Source organism: bacterium (genome assembly GCA_035529855.1).
GTDB lineage: Bacteria > RBG-13-66-14 > B26-G2 > WVWN01 > WVWN01 > WVWN01.
The window spans coordinates 1-24249 of the sequence record DATKVX010000108.1 but is presented as its reverse complement, the minus strand read 5'-3'; the positions used below and the strand labels follow the sequence as shown (position 1 = coordinate 24249).

The 24249-nt window shown below is 65.9% G+C and carries 21 protein-coding genes; 10 read left to right on the top strand and 11 right to left on the bottom strand.

Annotation, left to right across the window (positions count from 1 at the left end; genetic code table 11):
* Window positions 1-216: 216 nt before the first annotated feature.
* The 4 genes from ilvC to VMX79_11180 all read right to left on the bottom strand — a co-directional run bounded on the left by ilvC (window position 217) and on the right by VMX79_11180 (window position 5834).
* Window positions 217-1209 (bottom strand): ketol-acid reductoisomerase, encoded by a 993-nt coding sequence (gene ilvC, locus VMX79_11195; GenBank protein HUV87663.1) that lies wholly within the window; start codon window positions 1207-1209, stop codon window positions 217-219.
* A gap of 22 nt (window positions 1210-1231) precedes the next feature.
* Window positions 1232-1642, bottom strand: coding sequence for a C4-type zinc ribbon domain-containing protein (locus VMX79_11190; protein HUV87662.1), 411 nt, complete (start codon window positions 1640-1642; stop codon window positions 1232-1234).
* A gap of 42 nt (window positions 1643-1684) precedes the next feature.
* A complete protein-coding gene (locus VMX79_11185) occupies window positions 1685-3217 on the bottom strand; it encodes an Rne/Rng family ribonuclease (GenBank protein HUV87661.1) in 1533 nt (510 codons plus the stop codon).
* Between the two features lie 100 nt (window positions 3218-3317).
* Complete coding sequence (locus VMX79_11180; GenBank protein ID HUV87660.1) at window positions 3318-5834, bottom strand: TIGR03960 family B12-binding radical SAM protein; 2517 nt, start codon at window positions 5832-5834, stop codon at window positions 3318-3320.
* A gap of 146 nt (window positions 5835-5980) precedes the next feature.
* On the opposite strand from VMX79_11180, the gene ppdK reads away from it, so the two are divergent.
* The 5 genes from ppdK to VMX79_11155 are packed head-to-tail and all read left to right on the top strand — an operon-like array spanning window position 5981 to window position 13113.
* Window positions 5981-8698 (top strand): pyruvate, phosphate dikinase, encoded by a 2718-nt coding sequence (gene ppdK, locus VMX79_11175; protein ID HUV87659.1) that lies wholly within the window; start codon window positions 5981-5983, stop codon window positions 8696-8698.
* 47 nt (window positions 8699-8745) lie between these two features.
* Window positions 8746-9417 carry a tetratricopeptide repeat protein gene (locus tag VMX79_11170; protein ID HUV87658.1) on the top strand — a complete coding sequence of 224 codons (672 nt, stop codon included), beginning with the start codon at window positions 8746-8748 and terminating at the stop codon, window positions 9415-9417.
* A 52-nt stretch (window positions 9418-9469) separates the two neighbouring features.
* Window positions 9470-11488 carry a peptidylprolyl isomerase gene (locus VMX79_11165; GenBank protein HUV87657.1) on the top strand — a complete coding sequence of 673 codons (2019 nt, stop codon included), beginning with the start codon at window positions 9470-9472 and terminating at the stop codon, window positions 11486-11488.
* A gap of 12 nt (window positions 11489-11500) precedes the next feature.
* The gene (rnhC, locus tag VMX79_11160; GenBank protein ID HUV87656.1) at window positions 11501-12151 is read left to right on the top strand and encodes a ribonuclease HIII; all 651 of its coding nucleotides are present in this window, start codon (window positions 11501-11503) and stop codon (window positions 12149-12151) included.
* A 29-nt stretch (window positions 12152-12180) separates the two neighbouring features.
* Complete coding sequence (locus VMX79_11155; GenBank protein HUV87655.1) at window positions 12181-13113, top strand: hypothetical protein; 933 nt, start codon at window positions 12181-12183, stop codon at window positions 13111-13113.
* 148 nt (window positions 13114-13261) lie between these two features.
* Here the strand turns inward: VMX79_11155 and VMX79_11150 are convergent, their stop codons facing one another.
* From VMX79_11150 to VMX79_11130, 5 genes are all read right to left on the bottom strand, one after another.
* Window positions 13262-14284 (bottom strand): radical SAM protein, encoded by a 1023-nt coding sequence (locus VMX79_11150; GenBank protein ID HUV87654.1) that lies wholly within the window; start codon window positions 14282-14284, stop codon window positions 13262-13264.
* Between the two features lie 152 nt (window positions 14285-14436).
* On the bottom strand, window positions 14437-15216 hold the full coding sequence (gene mreC / locus VMX79_11145; protein HUV87653.1) for a rod shape-determining protein MreC: 780 nt from the start codon (window positions 15214-15216) through the stop codon (window positions 14437-14439).
* A gap of 2 nt (window positions 15217-15218) precedes the next feature.
* Window positions 15219-16079 carry a 4-(cytidine 5'-diphospho)-2-C-methyl-D-erythritol kinase gene (ispE, locus tag VMX79_11140; protein HUV87652.1) on the bottom strand — a complete coding sequence of 287 codons (861 nt, stop codon included), beginning with the start codon at window positions 16077-16079 and terminating at the stop codon, window positions 15219-15221.
* Window positions 16066-16923, bottom strand: coding sequence for a hypothetical protein (locus VMX79_11135; GenBank protein HUV87651.1), 858 nt, complete (start codon window positions 16921-16923; stop codon window positions 16066-16068). Before VMX79_11135 ends, ispE begins: the two co-directional genes overlap by 14 nt.
* A gap of 3 nt (window positions 16924-16926) precedes the next feature.
* Window positions 16927-17412: a metallophosphoesterase gene (locus tag VMX79_11130; GenBank protein HUV87650.1), complete on the bottom strand. Its 486-nt coding sequence runs from the start codon at window positions 17410-17412 to the stop codon at window positions 16927-16929.
* 182 nt (window positions 17413-17594) lie between these two features.
* On the opposite strand from VMX79_11130, the gene VMX79_11125 reads away from it, so the two are divergent.
* Entirely contained in the window at window positions 17595-18599 is a 1005-nt protein-coding gene (locus VMX79_11125; protein HUV87649.1) for a rod shape-determining protein, read from the top strand.
* A 75-nt stretch (window positions 18600-18674) separates the two neighbouring features.
* Here VMX79_11125 and VMX79_11120 read toward each other — a convergent pair whose 3' ends face one another.
* The gene (locus VMX79_11120; protein HUV87648.1) at window positions 18675-19040 is read right to left on the bottom strand and encodes a response regulator; all 366 of its coding nucleotides are present in this window, start codon (window positions 19038-19040) and stop codon (window positions 18675-18677) included.
* Window positions 19030-20439, bottom strand: coding sequence for an EAL domain-containing protein (locus tag VMX79_11115; GenBank protein ID HUV87647.1), 1410 nt, complete (start codon window positions 20437-20439; stop codon window positions 19030-19032). Before VMX79_11115 ends, VMX79_11120 begins: the two co-directional genes overlap by 11 nt.
* Window positions 20440-20877: 438 nt before the next feature.
* On the opposite strand from VMX79_11115, the gene VMX79_11110 reads away from it, so the two are divergent.
* From VMX79_11110 to VMX79_11095, 4 genes are all read left to right on the top strand, one after another.
* Window positions 20878-21306, top strand: a complete 429-nt coding sequence (locus tag VMX79_11110) for a hypothetical protein (protein ID HUV87646.1) — start codon at window positions 20878-20880, stop codon at window positions 21304-21306.
* A gap of 166 nt (window positions 21307-21472) precedes the next feature.
* Window positions 21473-22552: a GWxTD domain-containing protein gene (locus VMX79_11105; GenBank protein ID HUV87645.1), complete on the top strand. Its 1080-nt coding sequence runs from the start codon at window positions 21473-21475 to the stop codon at window positions 22550-22552.
* Window positions 22553-22603: 51 nt separating this feature from the next.
* Complete coding sequence (gene fsa / locus VMX79_11100; GenBank protein ID HUV87644.1) at window positions 22604-23251, top strand: fructose-6-phosphate aldolase; 648 nt, start codon at window positions 22604-22606, stop codon at window positions 23249-23251.
* Window positions 23252-23289: 38 nt separating this feature from the next.
* Window positions 23290-24249, top strand: a 960-nt coding sequence (locus tag VMX79_11095) for a hypothetical protein (GenBank protein ID HUV87643.1), incomplete at its 3' end; no start/stop codon positions are given.

Below are 24249 nucleotides of genomic sequence, written 5' to 3'. Positions count from 1 at the left end.
CCGGAAGGTGCGGACGCTTGACGCGGCCGCGTCGGCGCCGGGTCGGCACGAGGTAGTCTGGAACCTGGCGGACGACGGCGGCCGGGGCGTAGCGCCGGGGGTGTACCTGTACCGGCTCAACGCCTCGTGCGGCAGCGCCGTCCGCCGTATGGTGGTTACGCGCTAGACGAGACGAGCACGTACGCAAGAAAAAAGCGGCCCGTTCGGGCCGCTTTTTCATTCGCTCTCGGCTCGTCGGATAATTTTCTCGAACTCGTCGCGCGCGGCCTCTAGGCGGTCGTTCCGTACCGCGTTGAGGAACTCTTCCCGGCCGGGCCAACGTTTTTTCATCTCCGCGGTGAAGGAGCCGTCCTCCACGGCTTCCAGTATTTCCCTCAGCGCTTTTTCGGCCTCCGGGCCGATGACGCGGCGGCCGCGGGTGGCGCCGCCGTACAGCGCGGTGGATGATATGCGGCGCCGCATGCCGTCCACGCCGTGTTCGAAGATCAGGTCCGCGATGTACTTAATCTCGCGGACGCACTCGATATAGGCCAGCGCCGGCGGGTAACCCGCCTCCACCAGCGTCTCGAACGCGGCTTCGGCCAGCGCCGGGACGCCGCCGCACAGCACCGCCTGCTCCGAGAAGAGGTCGAGCTTCGCCTCCTCGGCGAAGGTGGTGGCGATGACGCCCGCGCGGCCGCACCCCAGCGCCCGGGCGTACGCCAGCGCCCGCGGCCAGGCCCGGCCGGTGGCGTCTTGCGCCACGGCTGCCTTGGCGTTGAGGCCCCGGCCTTCCGTATAGTATTCGCGCAACAGACGACCCGGCCCCATGGGCGCGACGAGGACCACGTCCGCGCCGTCGGGAAGCGCGACGTCGCCGAAGTGGACCGGGCCGCCGTGGGCGAAGACAACGACGGCGCCGGCCTGCAAGTTGGGGACTACGTCGCGTTCGAAGAACTCCCCCTGGACTTCGTCGGGCACGAGGACGGCGACGAACGAGGCGCCGGCGACCGCCGCCGCCGGCTCGACGGCGGCGAAGCCGTCCTGGGCGGCGAGGCCGCGGCTCGCGCTCCCGGGCCGCAGCCCCACCGTGACGCTAACGCCGCCGTCGCGGAGGTTGAGGGCTTGCGCCCGGCCCTGGCTGCCGTAGCCGAGGACCGCCACTTCGGCGCCCTCGAGCGGGGCCGGCGAAATGTCGCCGTCGTGATAGACTTCGAAAGAGGGGGTCATGGTTGGGATAAGGGGGACGTCGTTACTCTTCTTCCCATATCAGTATCCGGCCGCAGTTTTCGCAGAATTCGATGCTGTCCATGCGGCGGATGATGTCGAGGCGCATAGGGGGGATGGTTACGAAACAGCCGTGACACACGCCTCCTTTGACCGAGACGATGGCTCGGTCGTGGTACTTCTCGTAATAACGTTCGTAGAGGGCGCGTAGGCCGTTGCGGACTTTATCCAACTGCGAGACCTTGCCGGTGACGAAATTCTCGAATTCTTGCATAATGACGTCTATATCGTCGTCCGTCAAATCCCCCGCCGATTTCAGCTTCTCGAAGGCCGCTTTCAAGGACACCAAGCTTTGGTCGATGTTCCGCAGTTCGCGGAGTACGTCGAGGTCCAAATTCGTGCCGCGGTTTTCCTCGTCGGTGTTTTTGAGCGGCAAAGTATATTCCTCCTTTTTTGTAACCGGGAGTTGGGGTTAACCTCAGTCGGCGTATTCCTTCGCGCCGCGCCGAGGTTTTATGATTTCGACGTCGTCCAACGCTACGTCCTCGCGGGAGACGACGTTGATTTGGGCGCCGTTTTCGAGCTCGAGCCGGTTTAGGCGTTCCGCGAACGTCGTATCCAGGAAATTCTTTACGCGGGGGTGAACGACGACCGTTATTTCCGCGAAGCTCTCTTCGCGCAGGCGGCGCGCGAGCTCGCGTTCGATTTTAACGCCGAGAACGTCGAAGTCCAACACGGCGCCCCGGCCGCGGCAATACGGGCAAGTCCGGCTCAGCGCCGCCACCAGGCTGCCGCGCTGTCGCTGTCGCGTCATCTCCACCATGCCGAGCTCCGACAGCTCGAGTATCTTGCTCCGCGCCCGGTCCCGCGCCATATATCCCTTGAGCGTCTCGAGGACCTTCCCCTTGTTCTCCGCGACCGTCATGTCGATGAAATCGATAATGATGATGCCGCCGATGTTGCGGAGTCGGACCTGGCGGGCGATCTCGGCCGCCGCCTCGAGGTTGGTCTTTAGTATGGTGTCCTCCTGGTCCTCGCGTCCCAGAAAGCGGCCGGTGTTTACGTCGATGGCTACCAGCGCCTCGGCCTCGTCGATGACGATGTAGCCGCCGCTCCGCAACCATATCTTCCGCCTAAACATCCGGTCGATTTCGCCCTCTACGCCGTACGCGTCGAAGATGGGGTGGTCGTCCTCGTACAACCGGACGCGGGATACGAAATCGGGCGCGTACTTCTCGGCCAGCGCTACGACGCGTTCGTAGGTGGCGAAGGAGTCGGCGATGAACGTGTCCACGTCGCCCGTGAACTGGTCGCGGAGCACGCGCTCGAGGAGGTCCTTATCTTTGTAAAGGAGCGCCGGGGCGCGCTTGCGCTCCGACTTTTTTAAAATCCGCCGCCACGTCTCGACCAGGTCCTCCATATCGCGCAGTATTAATTCCGGCTCTATGCCCTGGGCCGCGGTGCGTACTATGAAACCGTAACCCGCGGGTTTGGCGTCTTCGGCCAAACGGCGTAGCCGCTCCCGCTCCGCCTCGTCCTCGATGCGGGAGGATATGTTGACGCGGTCGGCGTACGGCGCCAGGACGAAGTATCGGCCCGGGATGGCGACGGCCGTGGTGAGTTTAGCGCCCTTGTCGCCGATTGATTCTTTGGTCACTTGGACTATTATGTGCTGGCCCGATTGTAGTACGTCTCCGATGTGGCCGCGCGCCGCCGCCGCCGCGGCCGTCCCGGCGCCCCGCGCTTGCGATAAGAAAATCTCGTCGATGTCCTCGATCCCGGTCGCGACTACGTCGGAGGCGTGCAGGAGCCCTCGCTTTTCGTGGCCGATGTCGACGAAGGCCGAACCCAGGCCGGGGAGCACGTCTTCCACCCTTCCCTTGTAGATGTCGCCGGCGTAGTGCTCCGCGTCCTCGTGCTCGAGATACAGCTCCACCAGCTTGCCGTTCTCGACCACGGCCACGCGGACCTCGCCCAGCGAGGAGTCGACCAGGATATCTTTTTGCGCCATTGCTCCCGCCGCGGTAGAAGAGCGGACCGTAGGGTTAAACGCCGTACCGATAATTATACCAATTACGTGCCCGCGAGGCAAAGGAAAATGAGCTATTCGGTCAGTCTTGGCCGGCGTTCGCGTCGCCGAGCGCGACGCGCGTCCTCGTGACGCCGGCCACCCGGGCCGCCTTCGGGTCTACGTCCGCCAGCTGAGCTATGACACCGTACAACGCCCCCACGGCCCCGGCGGCGAGGTAGAATTCCAACACGCCGTCTTCGCGCGACCAGGACTCGAGCTCCCATTGTCCCGCCAGGTCCACCGGGCCGCGCCGGCTCGAGACCACCACGTTGCCTTCGGCCAGCCGCGCGTCTACGTTCTCGACTACGGCCTCCGTCCGTAAATCCAGGGACGCGGCCAGGGGCGTGAACTCCACGCGGTAACGCGCGCCCTCGAGCGTTTTCTCCAACGCCGGGCCGCGCGCGTCTTCCTCCCACGCCCGGGCCAGGACGAACGGCTCCTCCTCGTTAACGCGCGCGACGAAGTCTCGGGGCGCGGTTTCCTCGTACAGGAATACCTCGCCGTATTCCTCGTCGCCGGCGACGCCCACCGGCAGCGCCGGCGCGAGCACCAACCGCGGCTTGGGCGAGAACCCGGCGGACCGCGAGAGCGGCACGCCGGCGCGGCGCAGTTGCGCCAGCAACAGGCGGTACAGCTCGAGGTGCGACAACCAACGCCACGGTCCCGCCTTGCCGTACGTAAACCTCAGGCGTTGCTTCCGGCTCGTGAGTGCGGCGCGGCCCGGCGCCCGGGCGTCGGGAAGCTCCGACGCCGCGAACCTGAGCGTAACGCGGTCGTCGCACGCGCCGCAGCGCCGGCACGCGACGCTGTCGCAGGGCGGCGTAGGCCGGCCTTCGGCGGCGCGCTCCAATTCGGCGGCCAGGAAATCTTTCGTCACGCCGACGTCGACGTGGTCCCACGGCAGCGGCGCCTCGAGCGGCAGCTCGCGCCGGGCGTACGTTTCCATGTCCAGGCCGGCGGCGGCGAAGGCGGCCTCCCACGCGCCGGCGTCGTAGCGCTCGCGCCAGGCGTCGAAGCGCGCGCCGCGGCGGTACGCCTCCAGGATGACGGGGCCCAGGCGGCGGTCGCCCCGGGCGAGGCAGGCCTCCAGGACGCGCGAACCGACCTCGCCCTCCACCTTGACCTGCCGGGGGGCGGCCTTCTTGGCCAGCGCGATGCGGCGCGCCAGCACTTCCGGCGGCGCGAGGCCCAGCCATTGGAACGGCGTGTGGGCGTGCGGCACGAACGGCGAGACGGCGGCGGAGAGGTTCCCCCAGCGCCCCAGGCCCTCGCGGAGCGCGCGCCTACAAGGGGCGATTAGCTCGCCGATACTCGCCGCGTCGTCGTCCGTCTCCGACGGAAGGCCCACCATGAAGTAGAGTTTGACGTTCTGGCAGCCGGCGCGGCCGGCGGCGGCCACCGCGGCTAGGACGTCGTCGTTGGCGAAGTCCTTGTTGATAACCGCGCGCAGGCGTTCCGCGCCGACCTCGGGGGCGAAGGTCTGTTGGCTCCGCCGCTGCGATATGAGGGCCGCCGATATCTCGCCGCGGTACGACGATATGCGCGCCGCCGGCAGCGACAGGTTGACGTCGGGGCGGCTCGAGCGAACGTTCGCGACGAGCGGCTCGAGCAACGAGTAATCGCAGGCGTTGAGGGCTAGGAACGACAACGCCGAAGCTCCCGTCGCCGTCGTGAGCGCTTCCGCTTCCCCCAGGCAGGCGACGGTGTCGCGCTCGCGCGCCGGCCTCGTGACCATCCCCGCCTGGCAGAAGCGGCACCCCCATACGCACCCGCGTATAACTTCGACCGCCAGGCGGTCGTGGGTGGGGGGTATGTTGGCCACTATGGGAGGGGCGGCCGGGACGGCGGCCGCGTCGGCCGGCGTCCGCTTCCGAACCCGCGCCGGGGCCGAGGGTTCTTTACGGCGGAGCCCCGCGAAGAGGGCGCCGTCGTACGTCGCCTCGTACCACGACGGCACGTACACGCCCTCTACGGCTCCCAGCCGTCGCAGCGTCTCGGCTCGAGCAGCACCTTTGGCTTCGGCGGCGCGGACGACTTCGGCGAGCTCGACGACCAGCTCGTCGCCCTCGCCCAGCGCGACGGCGTCGAGGAAGTCGGCCATGGGTTCGGCGTTGAACATAGCCTGGCCGCCGGCGATTACGAGAGGGTCATCTTCGCCGCGGTCGGCGGCGAGCAGCGGAACGCGGGCGAGCTCGAGCATCGAGAGCGCGGTGGTGAAGTGCAGCGGCGTCGCGACGGAGAAACCGAGCGCGTCGGCGGAGGAGAGCGGCAGGCCGGACTCGAGCGCGCCGAGCGGGATACCGCGTCGGCGGAGCTCGGCCGCCATATCGCCCCAGGGAGCGAAACACCTTTCGACGGCTACGCCGTCGACCTCGGCCAACGCGCCGTACAGGTTTAAAAACCCCTTGTGGCTCATGCCGATTTCGTAGACGTCGGGGTAGCACAGGACGAAGCGCAGCTCGCCCGGGCGCGCCGGCGGCGCGGCGCCTGTCTCGCCGCCGATGTAGCGGCCGGGTTTTTCTACGAGGGGGAGTATCGTTTCCAGGCCGGGTTGCATACGGCGTTACCTTTATGCCAAAATATTATAACATCGTATTAATAATAGAATGGTTGAAATCCGCCCGGTTTTAATTTAAAATAGTTGGATTTACGGATTACCCACTCACTTAATCCAGGTAATCGCTTCCCGCCCTGGAGGGCTTAATGGATAAAAAGTACGTATATTTCTTCGGCGACGGCGCCACCGAAGGCACCGCCAAGATGCGGGACCTGTTAGGCGGCAAAGGGGCCGGCCTGGCGGAGATGACCAACATCAGCATACCCGTGCCGCCCGGTTTTACCATTACCACTGAGGGCTGCGTTTATTATTACCGGAACGGCGAATTCCCTCCGGGCCTGGATGAGGAAGTCGAGATTCATCTGGGACGGGTGGAGCAATCGCTGGACCGCCGGTTCGGCGACGTCGACAAGCCGCTGCTGTTGTCGGTGCGTTCCGGCGCGAGGGTCTCGATGCCCGGGATGATGGACACCGTCCTCAATATTGGCCTGAACGACAAGACCGTCGCCGGCCTGGCGCGGCAGATGGGGGACCCGCGGCCGGCGTACGATTCGTATCGGCGCTTCGTCCAGATGTACGGCGACGTCGTCCTGGGCTTGAAGCCCGAGACCGAGGACGACGTCGACCCGTTTGAGGAGATAATAGAAGCCGTCAAGAAGGACCGGGGCGTCGACCTCGACGTCGAGCTGGGGGCCGAGGACTTGCGGGAGTTGGTCCGCCTTTTCAAGGAGGCGGTGAAGGAGGGCAAGGGCGTCGATTTCCCGGACGACCCGCGCGAGCAGCTGTGGGGGGCCATAAGGTCCGTCTTCGCGTCGTGGGACAACCCGCGGGCCATTGCCTACCGCCAGATAAACAACATCCCGGACGAGTGGGGCACCGCAGCCAACGTCCAGTCGATGGTATTCGGCAACCTGGGCGACGACTCGGGCTCGGGCGTCGCCTTCACCCGCAACCCGGCCACGGGCGAGACGGGCCTCTACGGCGAATTCCTGTCCAACGCCCAGGGCGAGGACGTCGTCGCCGGCATCCGGACCCCCAAACCCATCGCGGCGCTGGGCGAGGATATGCCGGAAGTATACCGCGAGCTGGAGGACGCGGCGCGCAAGCTCGAGGCCCACTTCCGCGACCTGCAGGACATCGAGTTCACGTTCGAACGCGGCCGGCTGTGGCTGCTGCAGACCCGCGCCGGCAAGCGGACGGCGTACGCCGCCCTCACCATCGCCATCGACATGGTGGCCGAGGGTCTGATGAGCAAGGAGGAAGCCCTCCTCTCGATGGAGCCGGAGCAGCTCAATCACTTCCTGCGGCCGGTGTTCAACCTGGAGCAGAAGGAGGCCGCGGTCAAGGCGGGCAAGGTCATCGCGCGGGGCTTGAACGCGGGCCCCGGCGCCGCCGCCGGCAAAGTCGTCTTCAACGCCGCCGACGCCGCGGCGTGGGCCGAACGCGGCGAGAAGGTCATACTGGTGCGGGTGGAGACGTCGCCCGAGGATATCCGCGGGATGTCCGCCGCCCAGGGCATATTGACCGAGCGCGGCGGCATGACGTCGCACGCGGCGCTCGTAGGCCGCCAGATGGGCAAGGTCTGCGTCGTCGGCTGCAGCGACATCCGCATCGACTACAAGAAGCGCCGGTTCGTCGCGCTGGGGGGCGCGGTCGTAAAAGAGGGCGACGAGATCTCGCTGGACGGGACGACGGGCGAGGTCCTGTTGGGCGCCTTCGAGACCCAGCCGTCGGAAATAAAACGCGTTCTCATCGACGAAACCCTCGCGCCGGACGAGTCGACGGTATACCGGCAGTTCGCCGACTTCATGTCGTGGGCCGACGAGGCGCGGCGGCTGGAGGTATGGACCAACGCCGACCAGCCGGACCAGGCGACGGTGGCGGTCAAGTTCGGCGCCCAGGGCATAGGGCTCTGCCGCACCGAGCACATGTTCTTCGCCGGCGACCGCATCACGTCGATGCGCAAGATGATCGTCGCCCGCGACGAGGCCGGCAGGCGCGCGGCCCTCGAGGAGCTCCGGCCTATACAGCAGGAGGACTTCGTCGGCTTATTCCGGGCCATGGCCGGCCGCCCCGTCGTCATCCGCACCCTCGACCCGCCGCTCCACGAGTTCCTGCCCCACGAGCCGGCGCACATCGAGAAGCTGGCGGGGCAGATGGATATCCCGGTCGAAGAGCTGGCCGAGAAGGTGGAGACGCTGCGCGAGCTCAACCCGATGTTGGGCCTCCGCGGCTGCCGCCTCGGCATCATCTATCCCGAGATAACCCAGATGCAGGCGCGCGCCATTATAGGCGCCGCGGTGCAGTGCATCCGCGACGGCGCCCCCGTCCGGCCGGAGATAATGATACCGCTCGTGAGCCACGTGAACGAGCTCTTCAACCAGTTCATGGTGGTGCGCAACGCCGCCGACGAGATAATGGACGACGAGGGCGTGGACGTGCCCTACAAAGTCGGGACCATGATCGAGGTGCCGCGCGCGGCGCTGACCGCCGACGAAATAGGCCTTATCGCCGACTTCTTCTCCTTCGGCACCAACGACCTCACGCAGACCACCTTCGGCTTCAGCCGCGACGACGCCGGGCCCTTCCTCCGCTACTACCTCGCGCATAACATCCTCAAGGAGGACCCGTTCCAGACGGTGGACGTCAACGGCGTGGGCCTGCTGATGGAGATAGCCGTCGAGAAAGGCCGCGGCGCCAAGGCCGAGCTGGAGATAGGCATCTGCGGCGAGCACGGCGGCGACCCGGCGACCATCGCTTTCTGCCACAAGATAGGTCTGAACTACGTGTCCTGTTCGCCCTACCGGGTCCCGGTGGCGCGGCTGGCCGCGGCCCAGGCGGCGATAAAAGAGCCGCAGACGTAACCCGGGCCGGCGGGCGATTCGGCGCACAATGTCGGGCGCCGGCGGCGATGGTAGCCGGCGCCCTGAATTACTCCGGGGAAATCCGTAATATGCCTTCCGATGGCGAAGGAGCCCGTGCGTCGCGCGTCAACGAAGGCAACGCCCTCCTGAAGCGCGGCGAATACCAGGCCGCGCTCGTTGCGTTTGAAAAGGCGGTAACGGAGAACGCCGCCGACGCCGAGGCTCATCACGGCCGGGGCGTAGCGTTGCGCCGCCTCGAGCGCTACGACGAGGCGCTGGCCGCGTACGACGAGGCGCTTTCGCTCGAGCCGAACCACGCCGCCGCCCACTTCAATAAAGGTTTCGTCCTCGACAAGCTGGGGAGGTACGAGGAGGCCGCGGCCTCGTACCAGCGGGCCTTAGAGCTTGAACCGGACAACGCTAAAGCGTATAATAACCGCGGCGTCGCGCTGGCCCGCCTCGAGCGTTTCGACGACGCGCTCGCGGCGTATGAGCGTGCGATAGCGCTTCGGCCTAACGAGGCCAAGTTCTACTACAATCGCGCCTGCACCTATAGCCTGTGCGGCAGGCGGGAAGAGATGCTGGCGGACGCGGCCAAGGCGGTGGAGCTGTCGCCGTCTTTGAAGAAGTTGATAAAGGCCGACGACGATTTCCGCCCTTACCGCGACGACCCCGCGTTCCGGCGGTTGGCATATCCCGAGGAGCTCGAAGGGGCGTAAGGAGTTCCGCGAAAGTTAAGCCGGCTGGCGCCGGCGTTACGGAGGTTTCGACTTGGGAACTATAAAAGGAATGCGCGAGGGCATGAAGCCCGTAATGTGGGCGGTGGCGGCGGCGTTCGTCGCGTCGCTGTTCTTCGTGGGGGCGACGACGCTCCGCAAGATCGTACGCGGCGAGACCCACGGCCCGGTCATCGTCGAGGTAGACGGCACGAAGATAGGGCAGACCGAGTTCGACCCCATATTCTACCGCGAGATGAGGCTGCGCTACCAGCGCCTCCAGCGCGACTCGCAGCGCCCGCTCACCGAGGCCGCGGAGCGCGACCTCCGGCTGTCGACCGCTAATGCGGTGTTGAATCAATTGGTGATGAAGGAGCTCGTCCTCCGCGAAGCCGAGCGGATGGGCCTCCGCATATCAGACGAGGAGATCCGCATCCTAGTGGAGAACAACCCCAACTTCCAGTCCGGCGGCGAGTTCGACCGGCGCAAGTACGAGACCTTCGTGGCCGAACAGCAGGGCATGACGCCCGGCGAGTTCGAGAGTTGGCTCCGCGACGCCATCCTTATGGACCGCGTCTTTGAGATGGTGAGCGCCGCGGCGCGCGTCTCGGATGCCGAGGTGAAGGCGCGCTTCGACGAGGAGACGGAGACGGTGCGGGTGGCGTACGCGTTCCTGCCGGCGACGCCGGACGCCGAGGCCCAACCTTCGGGCGGCGAGTTGAAGACCTATTATTCCGCCCACCTCGACGATTACCGCTTACCCCAACGCGTACGCATCCGGTACGCGTTCGTGGATTTGGATAAAATCCGCAAGGACGTCAAAGTCAGCAACGCCCAGGTCAAAGAGTATTACGAACGCAACAAGACGGTTCATTTCGACGCCGGCGAGATCCGCTGCCGTCACATATTGTTCGCCGTAAAACCGGGCGAGCCGGAGTCGGCGTGGGAGGAGGCCCGGAGGAAGGCCGCGGCGGCCGCGGCCCGCATCCGCGGCGGGGACGACTTCGCCAAGGTGGCGAAGGAGCTGAGCGACGACCCGGCTTCGGCCGCTAAAGGCGGCGACCTCGGCTTCTTCGGCCGGGGTCAGGCGGACCCCGACTTCGAGGAGGGCGCGTTCGCGTTGGAGGAGGGCGAACTTAGCGGCCCGATAAAAAGCGTCTACGGCTACCACGTCGTAAAGCGCGAGGCGGACGTTCCGGCGTTCGAGGAGCAGGCCGAAGAGATAAGGGAAATGCTCGGAGAGCAGCTCGCCGAGGACCAGGCCATGGCGACAGCGATGGAGCTCGCCGCCCGCGCCGCGGGAGAGGCGGACCTGGCGGCCGAGGCCGGCGCGCTGGGGTTGAAGATTGAGGAGCCGGAGCCGTTCGCGCCCGGCGACCCCATAGGCGAGCTGGGTCGGCAGCGGCACGTCGCCGAGGAAGCCTTCGCGCTGGACGTGGGCGACGTGGGCTCGGCGCTGCCCGTTACCGAGCCCGGCGTGCGCGGCGCCGCCGGCCGCCTGCGCGGTTTCGTCGTCTACCAGCTGACGGCCAAGCTCGAGCCCGGGCCGGCGCCGTTCGATAAGGTGAAGGACCGCGCCGCGGCCGATTGGCGGCGCGATAGGGCGCTGGAGGCCGTGGCCGGCCGCGCGGGCGAGCTGTTCCGCGGGGCGAAAGAGCGGGGCGAGCTGGGGGCCGCGGCTAAAGCCTTCGGCGCCACGTTTGGCGAGACGCCGGCGTTTCCGCGCGCCGTGCCGGCGGGGCAATTGGGCGGCGACTACGGCGTCGCCGCCGCGGCCTTCGACGCCCCCGAGGGCGAGGTCGTGGGCCCGCTCCGTACGCCGGCCGGGTTTTACGTCGTCAAGGTGCTCGAGAAAGTACCCGCCGACGCGGCGCTCTACGCGACGCGCGGCGACGAGTACCGCGCGCGCCTGCTGAACCAGCGGCGCCAGCTCATATTGGCGGAGTGGTACCGCGACCTGGTGGCGCGGGCGCACATCAAGAACAACCTCAGCGCCTACCTCGGCGCGCAGGAGAAGGGGACCGCCGAGCGCGAGGGCGGGTTCGACATTCCCTTCAGCGCGCTCGGGTACTAAGGTAGGGGCGGGGTGGCGGGCCGCGGCCGCATCGGCACCGACGAGTCCGGGAAAGGCGACTACTTCGGCCCGCTGGTCGTCGGCGGCGTGTACGTCCGCGACGGCGCCGACGAAGATTTTTTGCGGGGGCTCGAGGTCCGCGACTCCAAGAGGATATCCGACCGGCGCGTGGCCTTTATGGCCGGCGAGATTGCGAAACGTTTACCCCACTCCCGCGTCGCCATCGGCCCGGCGCGCTACAACGAGCTGTACGACAGCCTGGGCAATCTCAACCGCATCCTCGCCTGGGCCCACGCGCGCGCCATAGAGAATTTGGCCGGGGAATGGCCCGAGATAAGCCGCGCGGTAACCGACAAGTTCGGCGACGACGCCTACGTCGCCCGGGCGCTGATGAAGCGCGGCCGCGAGCTCGAGCTGGTCCAAAAGGTCCGCGCCGAGGAGGACGTGGCGGTGGCCGCGGCCTCGATAGTGGCCCGTGCCGGGTTCCTGGCGGGCCTCGAGCGCCTGTCGAAGAAGGCCGGCCTGCCGCTTCCCAAAGGCGCGTCGGCCTCGGTCGAGGAGGCGGCGCGTCGGTTGGTTCAAAAAAAAGGAAGGGACGCGCTGCGGGAGTTCGCGAAGGTTCACTTCAAGACTACGAGTCGCCTGTGCCTGGAGGGTGACTAAGCGACGGCGGAAGCGCCGGGGAGCTTTCTATGAATCGATATATGGGGCCGCTATTCGGTACCGCGGCGTTGTTGGCGCTGGCTTGTTATGAACCGCCGCCGCCGGAGGAACCGCCGCCGGCGTGGTACTGGCACAACGGCCCCACCGCGTCGGATTTATACGACGTGGCGTCGACGGCTCGAGACGACGTGTGGGCGGCGGGCGTCGACGGCAACGGCGCCGGCGAAATACTGCATTTCCAGGCGTTCCGGTGGACCTTAGCCGAACTGCCCGGGGGTATCGGGCCGCTGTACGCCGTGGCCGCGGAGCCGGGCGGCGACGCCTGGGCCGCGGGCGGCGGCGACTTCTTCGCGCACTGGGACGGGACCGCGTGGCGGCAGTGGCCCCACCCGGCGCCCGGCAGGAAGATATACGGCCTGGCGTTGGTCGACGTGCTCAACGGCTGGGCGGTGGGCGAGGGCGGCCGAATATTCAAGTTCGGCGGGGGCGAGTGGATGGCCGAGGCGTCGCCCACGACGCAGACGCTCCGGCGGGTCCGCGTGCTCTCGGCGAAGTCGGCGTGGGCGGCGGGCGACGGCGGGACCGTCCTGCATTACGACGGCTCGAGCTGGAAGGAAGTCGACTTCCCGCCCACCGTCGACCTCTACGACCTGCACTTCTTCGCCGAGGACGACGGTTGGGTGGTGGGCGCGGTGGCGTCGCTCTACCACTGGAACGGCTCGGCCTTCCGGAGATACCAAAGCCCGGACCCGGACATCACGTACCAGTGCTGCGGCTTCGCCGCGAGCGGCCTGGGGTGGGCCGGCGGCAACGAGATGCACCTCGCCCGCTACCAGGACGACGCCTGGTCGCTGGAGGAGAACATGCCCAGCGGCTCGTGGGAGCTCACGGCGCTGCACATGGTCTCGCCGGCGGAGGGGTGGGCCGTGGGGCCGAGCGGCACGATGATGCACTATTATTAAGGGGGATAACTTACCGGATACCAAAAGGCCGCCTCCCGCGAGGCGGCTTTCGTATTATTATCGGTATTACGCTTTTCCGGCGTTAATAACCGTCCCGTCGCTCCCCGTTAATCCCTCTCCCCGTATTTATCAAACCTAAAGCGCCGCGCTAGCCGGCTCGAGCGCGGTCCCGCCGCAGCCGGAACGAGAAGTGGTCGACGACGTTCTCGCGGAGTAGCTGCCAGAACCCCTTGTCCAAATACGAGCGAATGGCGACGTAGCACTCGTCGCACTCGTTGCCGGGGGTAAACTCTTCGGCCAATTTGCGCTGGTCCAGATACTTGCGGAAGTGCATCGAGCACGGTTGCAGGTAGCCGTCGGCGGTGATGACCAGGAAGCGGAGCCCCGCGGTGCAGCCCGGCGTCCCGCCGTTCTCGAAATATTCGTACGTTTCTTCCAGCGTGGTGCAGGAGTTGACGATGCGCCCGTGCGGGTCGTTCCCCTTGCGCTCGAGCAAGAGGTCGAATTGCCGGCGCAGCTCCGCCAGCTCGAGCGGGTCGGTTACCATGTACGACATGTCGCCGGTGCGCCGCGGCGAGTACGCGCTGAACGATATGTTGACGCCCCATTTGCCGGCGAGCTCCGCGATGTCGTTTACGTGCTTGTAGTTCTCCCGCGTTATGGCGGTATTGAGGACGATGTCGTCGTGGCCGAGCGCGGCCAGCCGCGGCAGCAGCGCGTCGAGGTGAGCGAACAAGCCCGGGTGACGGCGGAAGTCGTCGTGCCGCTCGTCCGGGAAGTCGAGCGAGACCGAGAACTGGTCCGCCCCGGCGTCGCGCAGCGCCAGGTACTTCTCCTCGCTTAGGAGCGAGGCGTTAGTGACGAAGACGGTGTAGGGCAGGCCGCCGACGCGTTGGGTCGCGCGAACGCACTCTATTATGTCGTCGCGCAGCAGCGGCTCGCCGCCGGAAATTTGGATGCCGCCCGGGTGCAGGACCTTCATCCAGCGGCGGATGTCGTCGGGCGTAATGCGCTCGGCTTCGTCAACCGGGCCGCCGTGGTCGCAGTGGCGGCAGTTGCAGGTGCACGAATTCGTCACTTCGAACGAGACGGCGAGCGGCCGGCGCGCGAACCAGTTGACCGCGCACTGGCCTATGACGAGACAGGATTCTACGAAGGGCGTCCTTTTCATAGTTTATATCACCTTGTAGCCGCGTAGAAATAAACCGGCCTATTATACCAAAGTCCCACGGCCTAAATCAACCGCGGTGATATTCCGCCGCGGCGTCGCCTGCGAAAAACCAGCCCCGAGAGGCTGGATACATTAAACGCGCGGCCGCGCGTTTACTTTTTCTTCGGCAGCCAGTCGACGACGAAGACGCTCTCCAGGGCGGCCAGGTTCTCAGCCGGCGCCACCTCCACCTCGGCGAACATGGAGTCGAAAGGCCGCTCGACGGCGCGGACGTACCCGATAATCAAGCCCGGCGGGAACAGGCGGCTCGTACCGGCGGTGACGACCAGGTCGCCCACCTTGAGCTCGGTGGTCCGCGGTAGATACGCCAGCCGGCCGCGGCCTTCGGCGTCGGCGTAATACACGCCGGTCGTCCCGGTGGGCGCGTGCGTCGCGGCGACGCGTACGCGCTCGCTGGTGATGAGCTCCACCTCCGCCGCCGTCGCCGTCACCCGCGCCACCCGGCCCACCAGCCCTTCGGCGCCTACTACCGGCATCCCGGCAACGACGCCGTCGTCGCGGCCCGCGCCCACCGCCGTCGTCTCGAGCCAACTCTCGGCCCGGCGCTCGAGGACCGGCGCGTACGTCAGCTCGTACGGCAGCTCGACGCCGAAGCCCAGCAGCGCCCGCAGCGCGTCGTTCTCGCGCTTGTACCGCTCGGCGCGACCCAACAATATGGAGCGGTGGGCGAGCCGCTCCGCCATATCGGCGCGTTCCTCCTCGCGGCGCTCGAGCTCCTTTACGTACGACGATAGCTTGTACGCCGGCGCCTTGGCGCGGACGAGTAGCGCCCGCGCCTCGACGCGGCCCGTCAGGTCCAGCGCGACCAGGCCGGCCGCGACGGCCGAGAGCACTAACGTCGTAATAACCTTTGTGTTGAAGAGGGTCCGCATCGTTATCGCGTGGCCGTTATCGCGGCCCAGTAGCCGCGGGCGGTCAGTTCCGCGGCCGCGGCCGCGGCCTTTTCGCCGTCGGTAGCCGGCGCCGCGAACGCCCCGCCCGAGCCGCTTAACCGCGCGCCGTCCACGCCGAGCTCGGCCAGCGCCTCTTTAAGTTCTTCGAGGAAGGGGAAGGCGCGCAGCGCCGGGCGCTCCAGCGAATTTTCGCCCGCAGGCCACCACGCCGCCGGCGGCCCGTCGAGGCGGGCCAGCACCCGCCACAGCGCGTAGGCGTGGGGCGCGTATTCGTCGGCCGTGAGCGCTTTGTAAACGCGGGTGGTTTGTACGCTGCGGTGCGGTCCGGCCAGCAGGAGTGGAACGCCGGCGGGCCCCCGCACGGGTGTGACGAAGTCGCCTCGCCCGGTCGCGAACCCCCACCCGGGGCGGAGGAAGAACGGGACGTCGCTGCCCAGCCGGCGGGCGAGCTGCCACAGCGCGTCCTCGCCCAGCGGCCGGCCGAAGTGTTGGTTCAAGGCTTTCAACGTGGCCGCGGCGTCGCTCGAGCCGCCGCCCAGGCCGGCGCCGACCGGTACGTTCTTGGTCAAATGAACGTCGACGCGGGCGTCGACGTTCGCCGCCGCCAGGAACGCCAGCGCCGCCTGGCCCGCGAGGTTGCGCTCGCCCGTCGGGACGCCGGCGCCTTCGCAGCTCACGTTGACGCCGCGCCCGGCCTTGACCGCGACCGTCAGCGTGTCCGCCAGCTCGAGCGGCGCCATCACGGTCGCGACGTCGTGGTAACCGTCGGCACGCCGCCCGGCGACCAGCAGGCACACGTTGACCTTGGCGTACGCCTCGACCTCGAATTTAGCTTCCTTCATCTTCGGTGCCGCCAGCGTAAGGGTTGGGCCACGCCTCCATTACTTTGACGCCGGCGGGGGGCGTCGTCGAAAACGCCTCCTCCGGTACGTCGACGTTAACTTCGAATTTTTTAACCGTAATTTCCACCAGGGCGTCGGCGGTTTTAACGGTTGTTGCGAACGGCACGGCTGCGCCGTCGCGGCCGCGCCAATCGTCGTACGTAACGTCCACCGCCGCCGCGTCGTCTTCGTAGAACCGGACGTTGACCGGACGGCGCGGATTGCCGGCCAGCGTAAGCTGTTGGAGGCGCGCGCCGCCCGGCTCGAGCCAGGTCAGCGCGACGACGCCGCCCTCCTCCGCGACGCCGATTTCCAGGTTACCCGCGGCCACCCCCTCCGCGTATAACGGCGGCCTCCCCGCGAGGAGGTCCAGGCTGTCGGACAGGCCGCCGCGCCCCGCCGGGAGGGCCGCGATGCCGCGCGCGTCGTCGGAGCCGACGACGGCGATTTCGTCGAGCGGGTAGTAGGCGAGCAGCTCGCCGGCGGCGGCGGTGACTACCAGCGCCGTTCCCGTCAGCGGCGACGACATTTCCAGCCGGCCCCGGTCGGGTTGCGCCCGGGCGAACGCGGCGTTGAAGGTGCCTTCGACGTCGCCGTACGCGCGGAGCGTCGCCGTCCCGCGGTAGCTCGCGAGGGGGCCGAGGTTGCTCTCGATTTCCTGCAGGTATTGGGCCGCGGCCGGCGGCTCGGTTTCCGGAGCTGCCGGCGGTTGGCCTTGCGCGGCCGCCGCGATTATCGCCAGGAAGGCGGCCGGTGCAAAGGCCGCCCGGGCGACTCGAACGTTCGTTAGTGAAAACCGTCTCATCGGCTACAGGTATTCGATATCGACGTTACCTATCCGGACCTCGACCAGCGCGATGCTCGCGCGCCCCGTGACCCAGCCGCCGAGCTCGCCCGGGCAGATCACGAGGGACTCGCCGTGTTCGACGCGGACGTGGTGGTCGTGGCCGAAGGCGATGAGGTCGTAGCCGGCGCCGGCCGCGGCCTCGCGCGCCACCCGCGGCTTGTGGGTAATGAGCATCGAAAGGCCGTTGAAGGTGAAGCGATGGGGGTCGGGGTGTATCTCTCCTATGTCGGCGTACGCCTTTTTAAGGGCGGAGCGGTCGCCGTCGTTGTTGCCGAAGACGCCGCGCAAGGGCGCGTTGAGCTCGCGGAACGGTTCCGCGGTGAACGGCGCCACGTAGTCGCCGCAGTGCAGGACGAGGTCGGCGCCCCACTCGTTGATGACGGCGACGGCCAACCGGATCATGCGTAGGTTGTCGTGCGAATCCGCTATGACGGCGACGCGGTCCATACGCCGTTATAATACTAACGGCGTCGGCGTTAGTCAATAGCGGCGAGCGGTGCGGCCGGGGCGCACTTCGCTGAATAAACTTGCGGGAGCGTAATACGTGTGTTAGTATTCCGGCAATCAGATTACCCCAAGCGGAGGCGGCCTTGAGCGCTTTTTCAGACTTTAAACGCTTATTCTCCTCGGTGACTCCCGACATGGCGATGGACCTCGGCACCGCGAACACGTTGGTATACGTCCGCGGCCGGGGCATCGTGATAAACGAACCCTCGGTGGTGGCGCTCGACCGGGCGAAGCGCGAAGTGCTCGCCGTGGGGCACGAGGCCAAGGAGATGTTGGGGAAGACGCCCGGGTCGATCCTCGCGATACGGCCCATGAAGGACGGCGTCATCGCCGATTTCCGCCTGGCCGAGGAGATGATAAAGTATTTCATCCGCGAGGCGCGCGGTAAGCGGGGCGTCTTTCGGCCGCGGGTGGCGATATGCGTTCCGACCGGCATTACCGACGTCGAGCGGCGCGCGGTGCGGGATTCGGCGCTCCACGCCGGCACCCGGGAGGTCATCCTGGTGGAGGAGCCCATCGCCGCGGCCATAGGCGTCGGCCTCCCCATCCACGAGCCCCGCGGCAGTATGGTGGTTGACGTGGGCGGCGGCACGACCGAGGTGGCGGTCCTGGCGCTGGAGGACATCGTGACCAGCACCTCCATTCGCGTCGCCGGGGACGAGATCGACGAGGCGATAGATAATTACTTAAAAAAGGCTTACAACCTGCTGGTGGGCGAACAGACCGCCGAGAAGATAAAGAAGACCATATGTTCGGCGTACCCGCTCGAGCGCGAGGAGACCATGTCCGTCAAGGGGCGCGACCTCGTCGCCGGCATCCCCAAGACGCTGACGGTCTCCTCCCGCGAGATGCGGGACGCCATCCGCGAGCCGGTAAGCCAGATCATCGGCGCCGTCCGCGATACGCTCGAGCAGACGCCGCCGGAGTTGGCCTCCGACATTATAGACGACGGCGTCGTGCTCTGCGGGGGAGGCTCGCTTTTACGGGGCCTCGACCTGGTTTTAAATAAGGAGACCAACCTGACGATTCGGCTCGCCGAGAACCCCTTGACGTGCATCGTGCTCGGGACCGGCAAGGTCCTGGAAGACCCGAAGAAGTACGAGAAGGTTATCATCCGTGAAGTCTGAAGGCCGCGGCCGGCCCCGGCGCGAGAAACCCGCCCTCGAGAAAGGCGGGTTTTAAATTGGGCGCCGCGCGGCCTTTCATTCCAGGACGCGCGATACGCGCTCGAGCAGGTCTTGTTTGCCGAAGGGTTTGGTGATGTAGTCGGCCGCGCCCTGCTGCAACGCGAACATTATGTCGTGGATCTCGCCCTTGGCGGTAAGTAGGACGACGGGGACGGCTTCGGTCTCGGGGTTGGACCGCAACAGCCGCAGTACTTCCCAACCGTCGACCGTGGGCATCATCAGGTCCAGCAGGACGAGGTCCGGTTGGAAGGAGTAGACTTTATCGAGGCACTCGTCGCCGTTGGCGGCGGTGTCGACGGCGTAGCCCGCCTGCTCGAGCGTGTAGGATACGACGTGCCGGACGCTCTCCTCGTCGTCAACTACGAGAATTTTATGATTCAAGGCCTTTTTCCTCCGGTTCGCCGCCGTCCCCGTCGGCTTGGGCGAGTTCGAGCAAGCGCCCCGGCTCGCGGGGGAAGAACCGTTCTATCTCCGAGGCCGGCTTCGGCTTCGCCAGGAAGTAGCCCTGGCCGAATTCCACGCCCGCCCCCGTCAGGGTACCGAGCTCCCCCTCCGTTTCGATGCCTTCCGCGATAACGCGGGCTTTGACGCGGTGCCCCAGCTCCTGGACCGTCGCCAGGAGCTCTTGCTTGACGCGGTCGCGGTCGATGCCGCGCACCAGCGCCATGTCGAACTTGAGGAAGTCGGGTCTAAGGCGGGCGATGGTGTTCAGGCTGGCGTACCCGGCGCCGGCGTCGTCCACCGCTACGCCGATGCCGAAGTCGCGGAGGCGGTTGAGGGTGGCTTCGAAGAGGGCGAGGTTCCCGATGGCGGAGCGTTCGGTTATTTCCAGTACGACGCGGTGGGGCGATATGCCGCCGCTCTGGAAGAGGTGATATAGCGCGTCGTCGCGGGTGCCGAGCTCCTCGATGGTGCGGGGGTCGGTGTTGAGGAAGAGCCGGGCGTCCCCGAGCCAGCGTTGGGCGTCCGTGAAGGCGCGCCGGCGACAAACGCGGTCGAGCTGCGTCGACAGGTTGGCCTCCGCGGCGAGCGCGAAGAGCATCTCGGCGTTCGCGATGCCGGTGCCGTCCGCGGCGGAGGAGAGGGCTTCGAAACCGAAGACGGCGAGTTCGCCCAGCGTTAAGATGGGTTGGTAGAGGACGTCCACTTCTTCGCGAACGATAATACGCTGGAGGGTTTCACGCTGGCGGCGGGTCTCGGTTTCGGACGCCGCTATCGCCGCGCGGCGGGTCTCGTCCACCGCGGCCAGGACCAGTCGCTCGGGTCGGGTTAAGAGGTTGTGGATGACCCGCGACGTCGCCGTGAGGAAGTTTACCTGCTGATGGCCTCGCAGGATGTCGGCGTTGCGTTCCGACTGCAGGTATTTGATGAGTTGCGTCTTGAGGGTTTCGAGCCGGTCCGGGGCTACCTCTTCCGGCCTATCCGCCGCGGAGGGCTTAACGAACAGAAGGAATTCGGTGGATTGGACGTCGCGTACGACGACGACGTCGTCGGGCTTGAGGAACGTCCGGTGGAATTTGGCGAGGACGGTTCCTATGTCGGCGATGAATTCGTCCAGATATTGCCAGCCGTAAACCGCCTCGAGGTCGTCGGCCCGCGGGATCGTCAGGTAGATCAGGCCTACGGCGCCGTACTCCTCGAGCGCGGCCCGGACGACCGCCATCTTCGCCGGCAGCGTAGGCAGCGAACTTATTTTATCCGACAACAGCGTCTGGAGGCGGAGCCACAGGGTCCGGCTGCTCGGTTGTTTGCCCGGCGGGAGGTTCTCGTCTTCGGCCATAACGTTGGGCGCGTCGCGCGCCGCGTAGTTTCCGAAAATTAATATAATAGCCCGCTAAAGCGGTGTCAACCTAAATCGCGGGGGCGGTGGTTCCGATATAATAATGTCACATCACGCGCCAAATCCGCGCCTATCACTACGGACGCCTCGTCGCCCCCTTCTCTAATCGTAAGGCCCGTCCCCCCGACTTGGACCGACGCCCGTACCTCGAGCCCTATCGTAAGTTAGCCGCGGCCACCGACCCCTGGCGAAATTTTTATTTGGGAATTAGGTGCCATTTTTATGTGGTAATAACAGTGCGAAACGCGGGACGTTGCTATCGCGACCAACGGGAACGTATACGTAGCCGACGCCTACAATCACCGCGTTCAATACTTCGCGCCGGCCGGCTCTTTTCTCGGTAAATGGGGCTCGTGGGGGCGGGGCGACGGCCAGTTCATGTTTCCCCTTAAAATCGCCTTCGCGCTAAACGGTAACGTTTACGTAGCGGATAGCGACAACGATCGCGTACAATATTTCACGCCCGGCGGTTCTTTCCTTGGCAAGTGGGGTTCGCTAGGTAGCGGCGACGGCCAATTCGACGACCCGTCGGGCGTGACCTACGGCCCGGGCGGTATCGTTTACGTAGCCGACGCGAGAAACCACCGCGTTCAATACTTTACGCCCGTCGGCTCGTTCCTCGGTAAATGGGGGTCGCTTGGTACCGGCAACGGCCAGTTTAATCGGCCTACTGCGGTCCGCGTCACCGCGAACGGCGCCCGCGTATACGTCGCCGACTATCGTAACCACCGCATCCAATATTTCCGGGAATCGCTTCCAATGGTCGTACCGTCGTCGGTGGGTAGGATTAAGGCGCTGTTCCGGTAGGGGCGACTGGCCAGTCGCCCCTACTACACAAATAAAAAACCGCCCTCTCGGGCGGCTTTTATTTTGGGTGCGGCGGCGTTAAGGTTTTTAATTGCTTTTAAGCAAACCGCGTATTATAATTTTCACTCGTATGCGAAAATAGTTGCGAAAGAAGGTTGAAACCAATATGAAGATACTAAAAAATATAAGTATCCTGGCCTTGCTCGCGGCCCTTGCCGGGAGCGCGGCCGCCGCGCGTAAGGTCGCCGTGCTGGACTTCGACGCCTACGGCCAGGCGAGCGCCGAAAGCGGCGTCGACATAGCCGACAACGTCCGCCTCATGTACCTGGGCGTAGAGGATTACGAATTGGAGAAGTATCGGCGTTTGAATAACGCCGTCAGCGCGGCGCGGGGCGCCGGCCTCGACCTTACGGCGATGAACGATATCGTGCGGTTGGGTAAGGCGTTGAAAGTCGACGAAGTCGTCACGGGCCGGGTGACGTACGACGGCGAGCTGTACACGCTCCAAATTTGGGTGAACGACGTCGAGAAGAAAACCTTGAAGGGGTCGGCCGACGCTCAAAGCCGCGACTTGCGCCAGCTGACGGAGGACCTGATAAAGGGGATGAGCGGGGCCGAGCAGTTCGGCGTCCTTTTCCCGGACGAGGTGCGTGACCTCCCGCAGCCCACGGAGAAGGATACCCGCCTGGCGCTGTCCCTCATCGCCACCGATGAGGAGCTTACCCTTTTCGACGTCCTCTCTCCCCGCGGTAAAAGCATGATGCTGGAAAAGTTCTGGGTGCGGCGCGACCCGGACCCGAATACCCCCGAGAACGAGTACGAGGACGAGTTCTGGCGGCGCGTGACGTACGTCCACGACCACTTTACGTCGCCTATCCGCGAAGGCCTGCGCGCCGACCGCGGCAAGGTCTACGTCATCTTCGGGCCCCCCGACGAGATCGAGGACCACGCCGGCGGGACCGCTTCTCTCGCCGGCATCGAGAGGTCTACGTGGTCCACGAAGCCGTATTACGCGTGGAAGTACTACAACGCCGGGCCGACCGGCCGACGGATACTCTTCGTCTTCGTCGACGAAGTGGGCGACGGGGAGTTTAGCATCTTCGCTTCTACCGAGCCGGGCTTCGGCCGTCACATCGCCTCCTTCGCCGAGTTCGATATGAATCGGCTGGCGATCGACGAGGAGGATATTGGCGACACGGGCGAGACCACGTTCTGGGATTCGCCGGGCCGCTTCGAAGGCAAGTAAACGCGCGAGATAAACCAAGGGCTCGTTCCTATACGCGGAGGTTTCGAGAGGATGAAACTCTTTATTGACACCGCAAATTTGGACGCCATAAAGCGGGTTGCGGATTTGGGCTTGCTGGACGGCGTCACCACCAACCCCACGCTCGTGTCGCGCGAGAAGATGCCGGCCGACAAGCTCTACGACGAGATCGTTAAGATTTGCTCGGGCCCCATAAACGTCGAGGCCGTGAGCCAGGACGCCGACGGCATCGTCGAGGAGGCGCGCGCCTTCCACAAACGCGCCCCCAACTTCGTTACCAAGATCCCCTGCTTCGAGGAGGGGTTGAAGGCGGTGCGTAGGCTGGCCGACGAGGGCATCATCACGAACGTGACGCTCGTCTTCTCACCGGCGCAGGCCATCCTGGTGGCCAAAGCGGGCGCCGGATATTGTAGTCCTTTCATCGGGCGGCTCGACGACATAAGCCATACCGGTATGGACCTCATCGAGGATATCGTCACGATCTACGAGAACTACGACTACGACACCGAGGTCGTCGTCGCCAGCGTCCGCCATCCGCTGCACGTAGTCGAGGCCGCGCGTATCGGCGCCGACGTCGTGACGGTCCCGCCAGCGGTCATCGATAAGTTGGTGAAGCATCCGCTCACCGACGCCGGTATGAAGAAGTTCCTCGAAGACTACGCGAAGATACCCAAAGCCTAGGGGCGCCCGACGACGTCGGGCCGCGGCAAGGAGGGAAGATGCTCGGGTTCAGGTTTAATTTCATAGATATCTTCCGCGCCCCCCGGCTCGCGCTGAGCGCCAAGAAGGTGTGGACGCAATTCCGGGCGTTGGCGCTGGGCCTCGTCTTATACAACGTCTTCGTATACCTGGCGTTCGCGGTATCGGGCGCGGACGTCTACCGCATCTGGAGCTCGTACTACCTCTTCCCGCCGTTGGCGCTCACGTTCGGGGCCGTCCCCTTGAACGCCGGCGGCGTAGTCTTGTGGGCGCTGGGCGCGTTGGCCTTTTTCGTCGCCGCCTTCCTCGGCATGACGGCGGTGGCGAAGATAACCATCGAGCAGCTGCGGGGCAACGATTTCTACTCGCGGCGGGAGGCGGGCCAGTACGTGCGCCGTCACTGGCGCGCCGTCATCTTCACGCCGGGGGCGCTCCTCGTTTCGTTGGCGATACTCTTCGGCGGCGGTTTGCTCGTCGGCCTCGTCGGCAAGATTCCCTGGTTCGGCGACGTCGTCGCGTCGCTCTCGCTGGTGCCGCTTTTCCTCGGCGGGTTGCTGTTCGTCTTCCTGGCGCTGGTTTTCACCATATCTTTCTGCCTTACGCCGGCGATAGTAGCCACCACCGGCGATGACACCTTCGAGACCTCGTTCGAGTTATTCTCGACGTTATCGGGGCAGCCGTGGCGGCTGGTAGTATACGACGTCTTGCTGTGGGTGCTGACGAAGGCGGCCGCGGTGGCGTTCGCGTTCTTCTCGGCGGCGGCGCTCAAGGCGGCGTACGCGGTTTTATACGTACCGATGGGGCCCAAGTTCGCCGTGGCCTTCGACGCCGCCTGGCGCGTGTTGCCGAGTTGGCTCCGGGGCGCGTACCCCGGCGTCTGTCCCCCCCTGGCGTGGCTTTCGGCTTCGGGCGTCCGGTCCTTCTTCGTCTCGTCCGGGGTAACGCTGCCGCTGCCGTGGCCGCAGGCCGTAGCCGCGACG

What these genes read in the sequence shown, in the direction of transcription:
- ilvC (HUV87663.1), bottom strand. Translation starts at nt 1,209, where the DNA reads ATGACCCCCTCTTTCGAAGTCTATCACGACGGCGACATTTCGCCGGCC.
- VMX79_11185 (HUV87661.1), bottom strand. Translation starts at nt 3,217, where the DNA reads ATGGCGCAAAAAGATATCCTGGTCGACTCCTCGCTGGGCGAGGTCCGC.
- VMX79_11130 (HUV87650.1), bottom strand. Translation starts at nt 17,412, where the DNA reads ATGGACCGCGTCGCCGTCATAGCGGATTCGCACGACAACCTACGCATG.
- VMX79_11180 (HUV87660.1), bottom strand. Translation starts at nt 5,834, where the DNA reads ATGCAACCCGGCCTGGAAACGATACTCCCCCTCGTAGAAAAACCCGGC.
- fsa (HUV87644.1), top strand. Translation starts at nt 22,604, where the DNA reads ATGAAACTCTTTATTGACACCGCAAATTTGGACGCCATAAAGCGGGTT.
- VMX79_11115 (HUV87647.1), bottom strand. Translation starts at nt 20,439, where the DNA reads ATGGCCGAAGACGAGAACCTCCCGCCGGGCAAACAACCGAGCAGCCGG.
- VMX79_11105 (HUV87645.1), top strand. Translation starts at nt 21,473, where the DNA reads ATGAAGATACTAAAAAATATAAGTATCCTGGCCTTGCTCGCGGCCCTT.
- ispE (HUV87652.1), bottom strand. Translation starts at nt 16,079, where the DNA reads ATGAAGGAAGCTAAATTCGAGGTCGAGGCGTACGCCAAGGTCAACGTG.
- VMX79_11155 (HUV87655.1), top strand. Translation starts at nt 12,181, where the DNA reads ATGAATCGATATATGGGGCCGCTATTCGGTACCGCGGCGTTGTTGGCG.
- ppdK (HUV87659.1), top strand. Translation starts at nt 5,981, where the DNA reads ATGGATAAAAAGTACGTATATTTCTTCGGCGACGGCGCCACCGAAGGC.
- VMX79_11150 (HUV87654.1), bottom strand. Translation starts at nt 14,284, where the DNA reads ATGAAAAGGACGCCCTTCGTAGAATCCTGTCTCGTCATAGGCCAGTGC.
- VMX79_11135 (HUV87651.1), bottom strand. Translation starts at nt 16,923, where the DNA reads ATGAGACGGTTTTCACTAACGAACGTTCGAGTCGCCCGGGCGGCCTTT.
- mreC (HUV87653.1), bottom strand. Translation starts at nt 15,216, where the DNA reads ATGCGGACCCTCTTCAACACAAAGGTTATTACGACGTTAGTGCTCTCG.
- VMX79_11170 (HUV87658.1), top strand. Translation starts at nt 8,746, where the DNA reads ATGGTAGCCGGCGCCCTGAATTACTCCGGGGAAATCCGTAATATGCCT.
- VMX79_11110 (HUV87646.1), top strand. Translation starts at nt 20,878, where the DNA reads ATGTTTCCCCTTAAAATCGCCTTCGCGCTAAACGGTAACGTTTACGTA.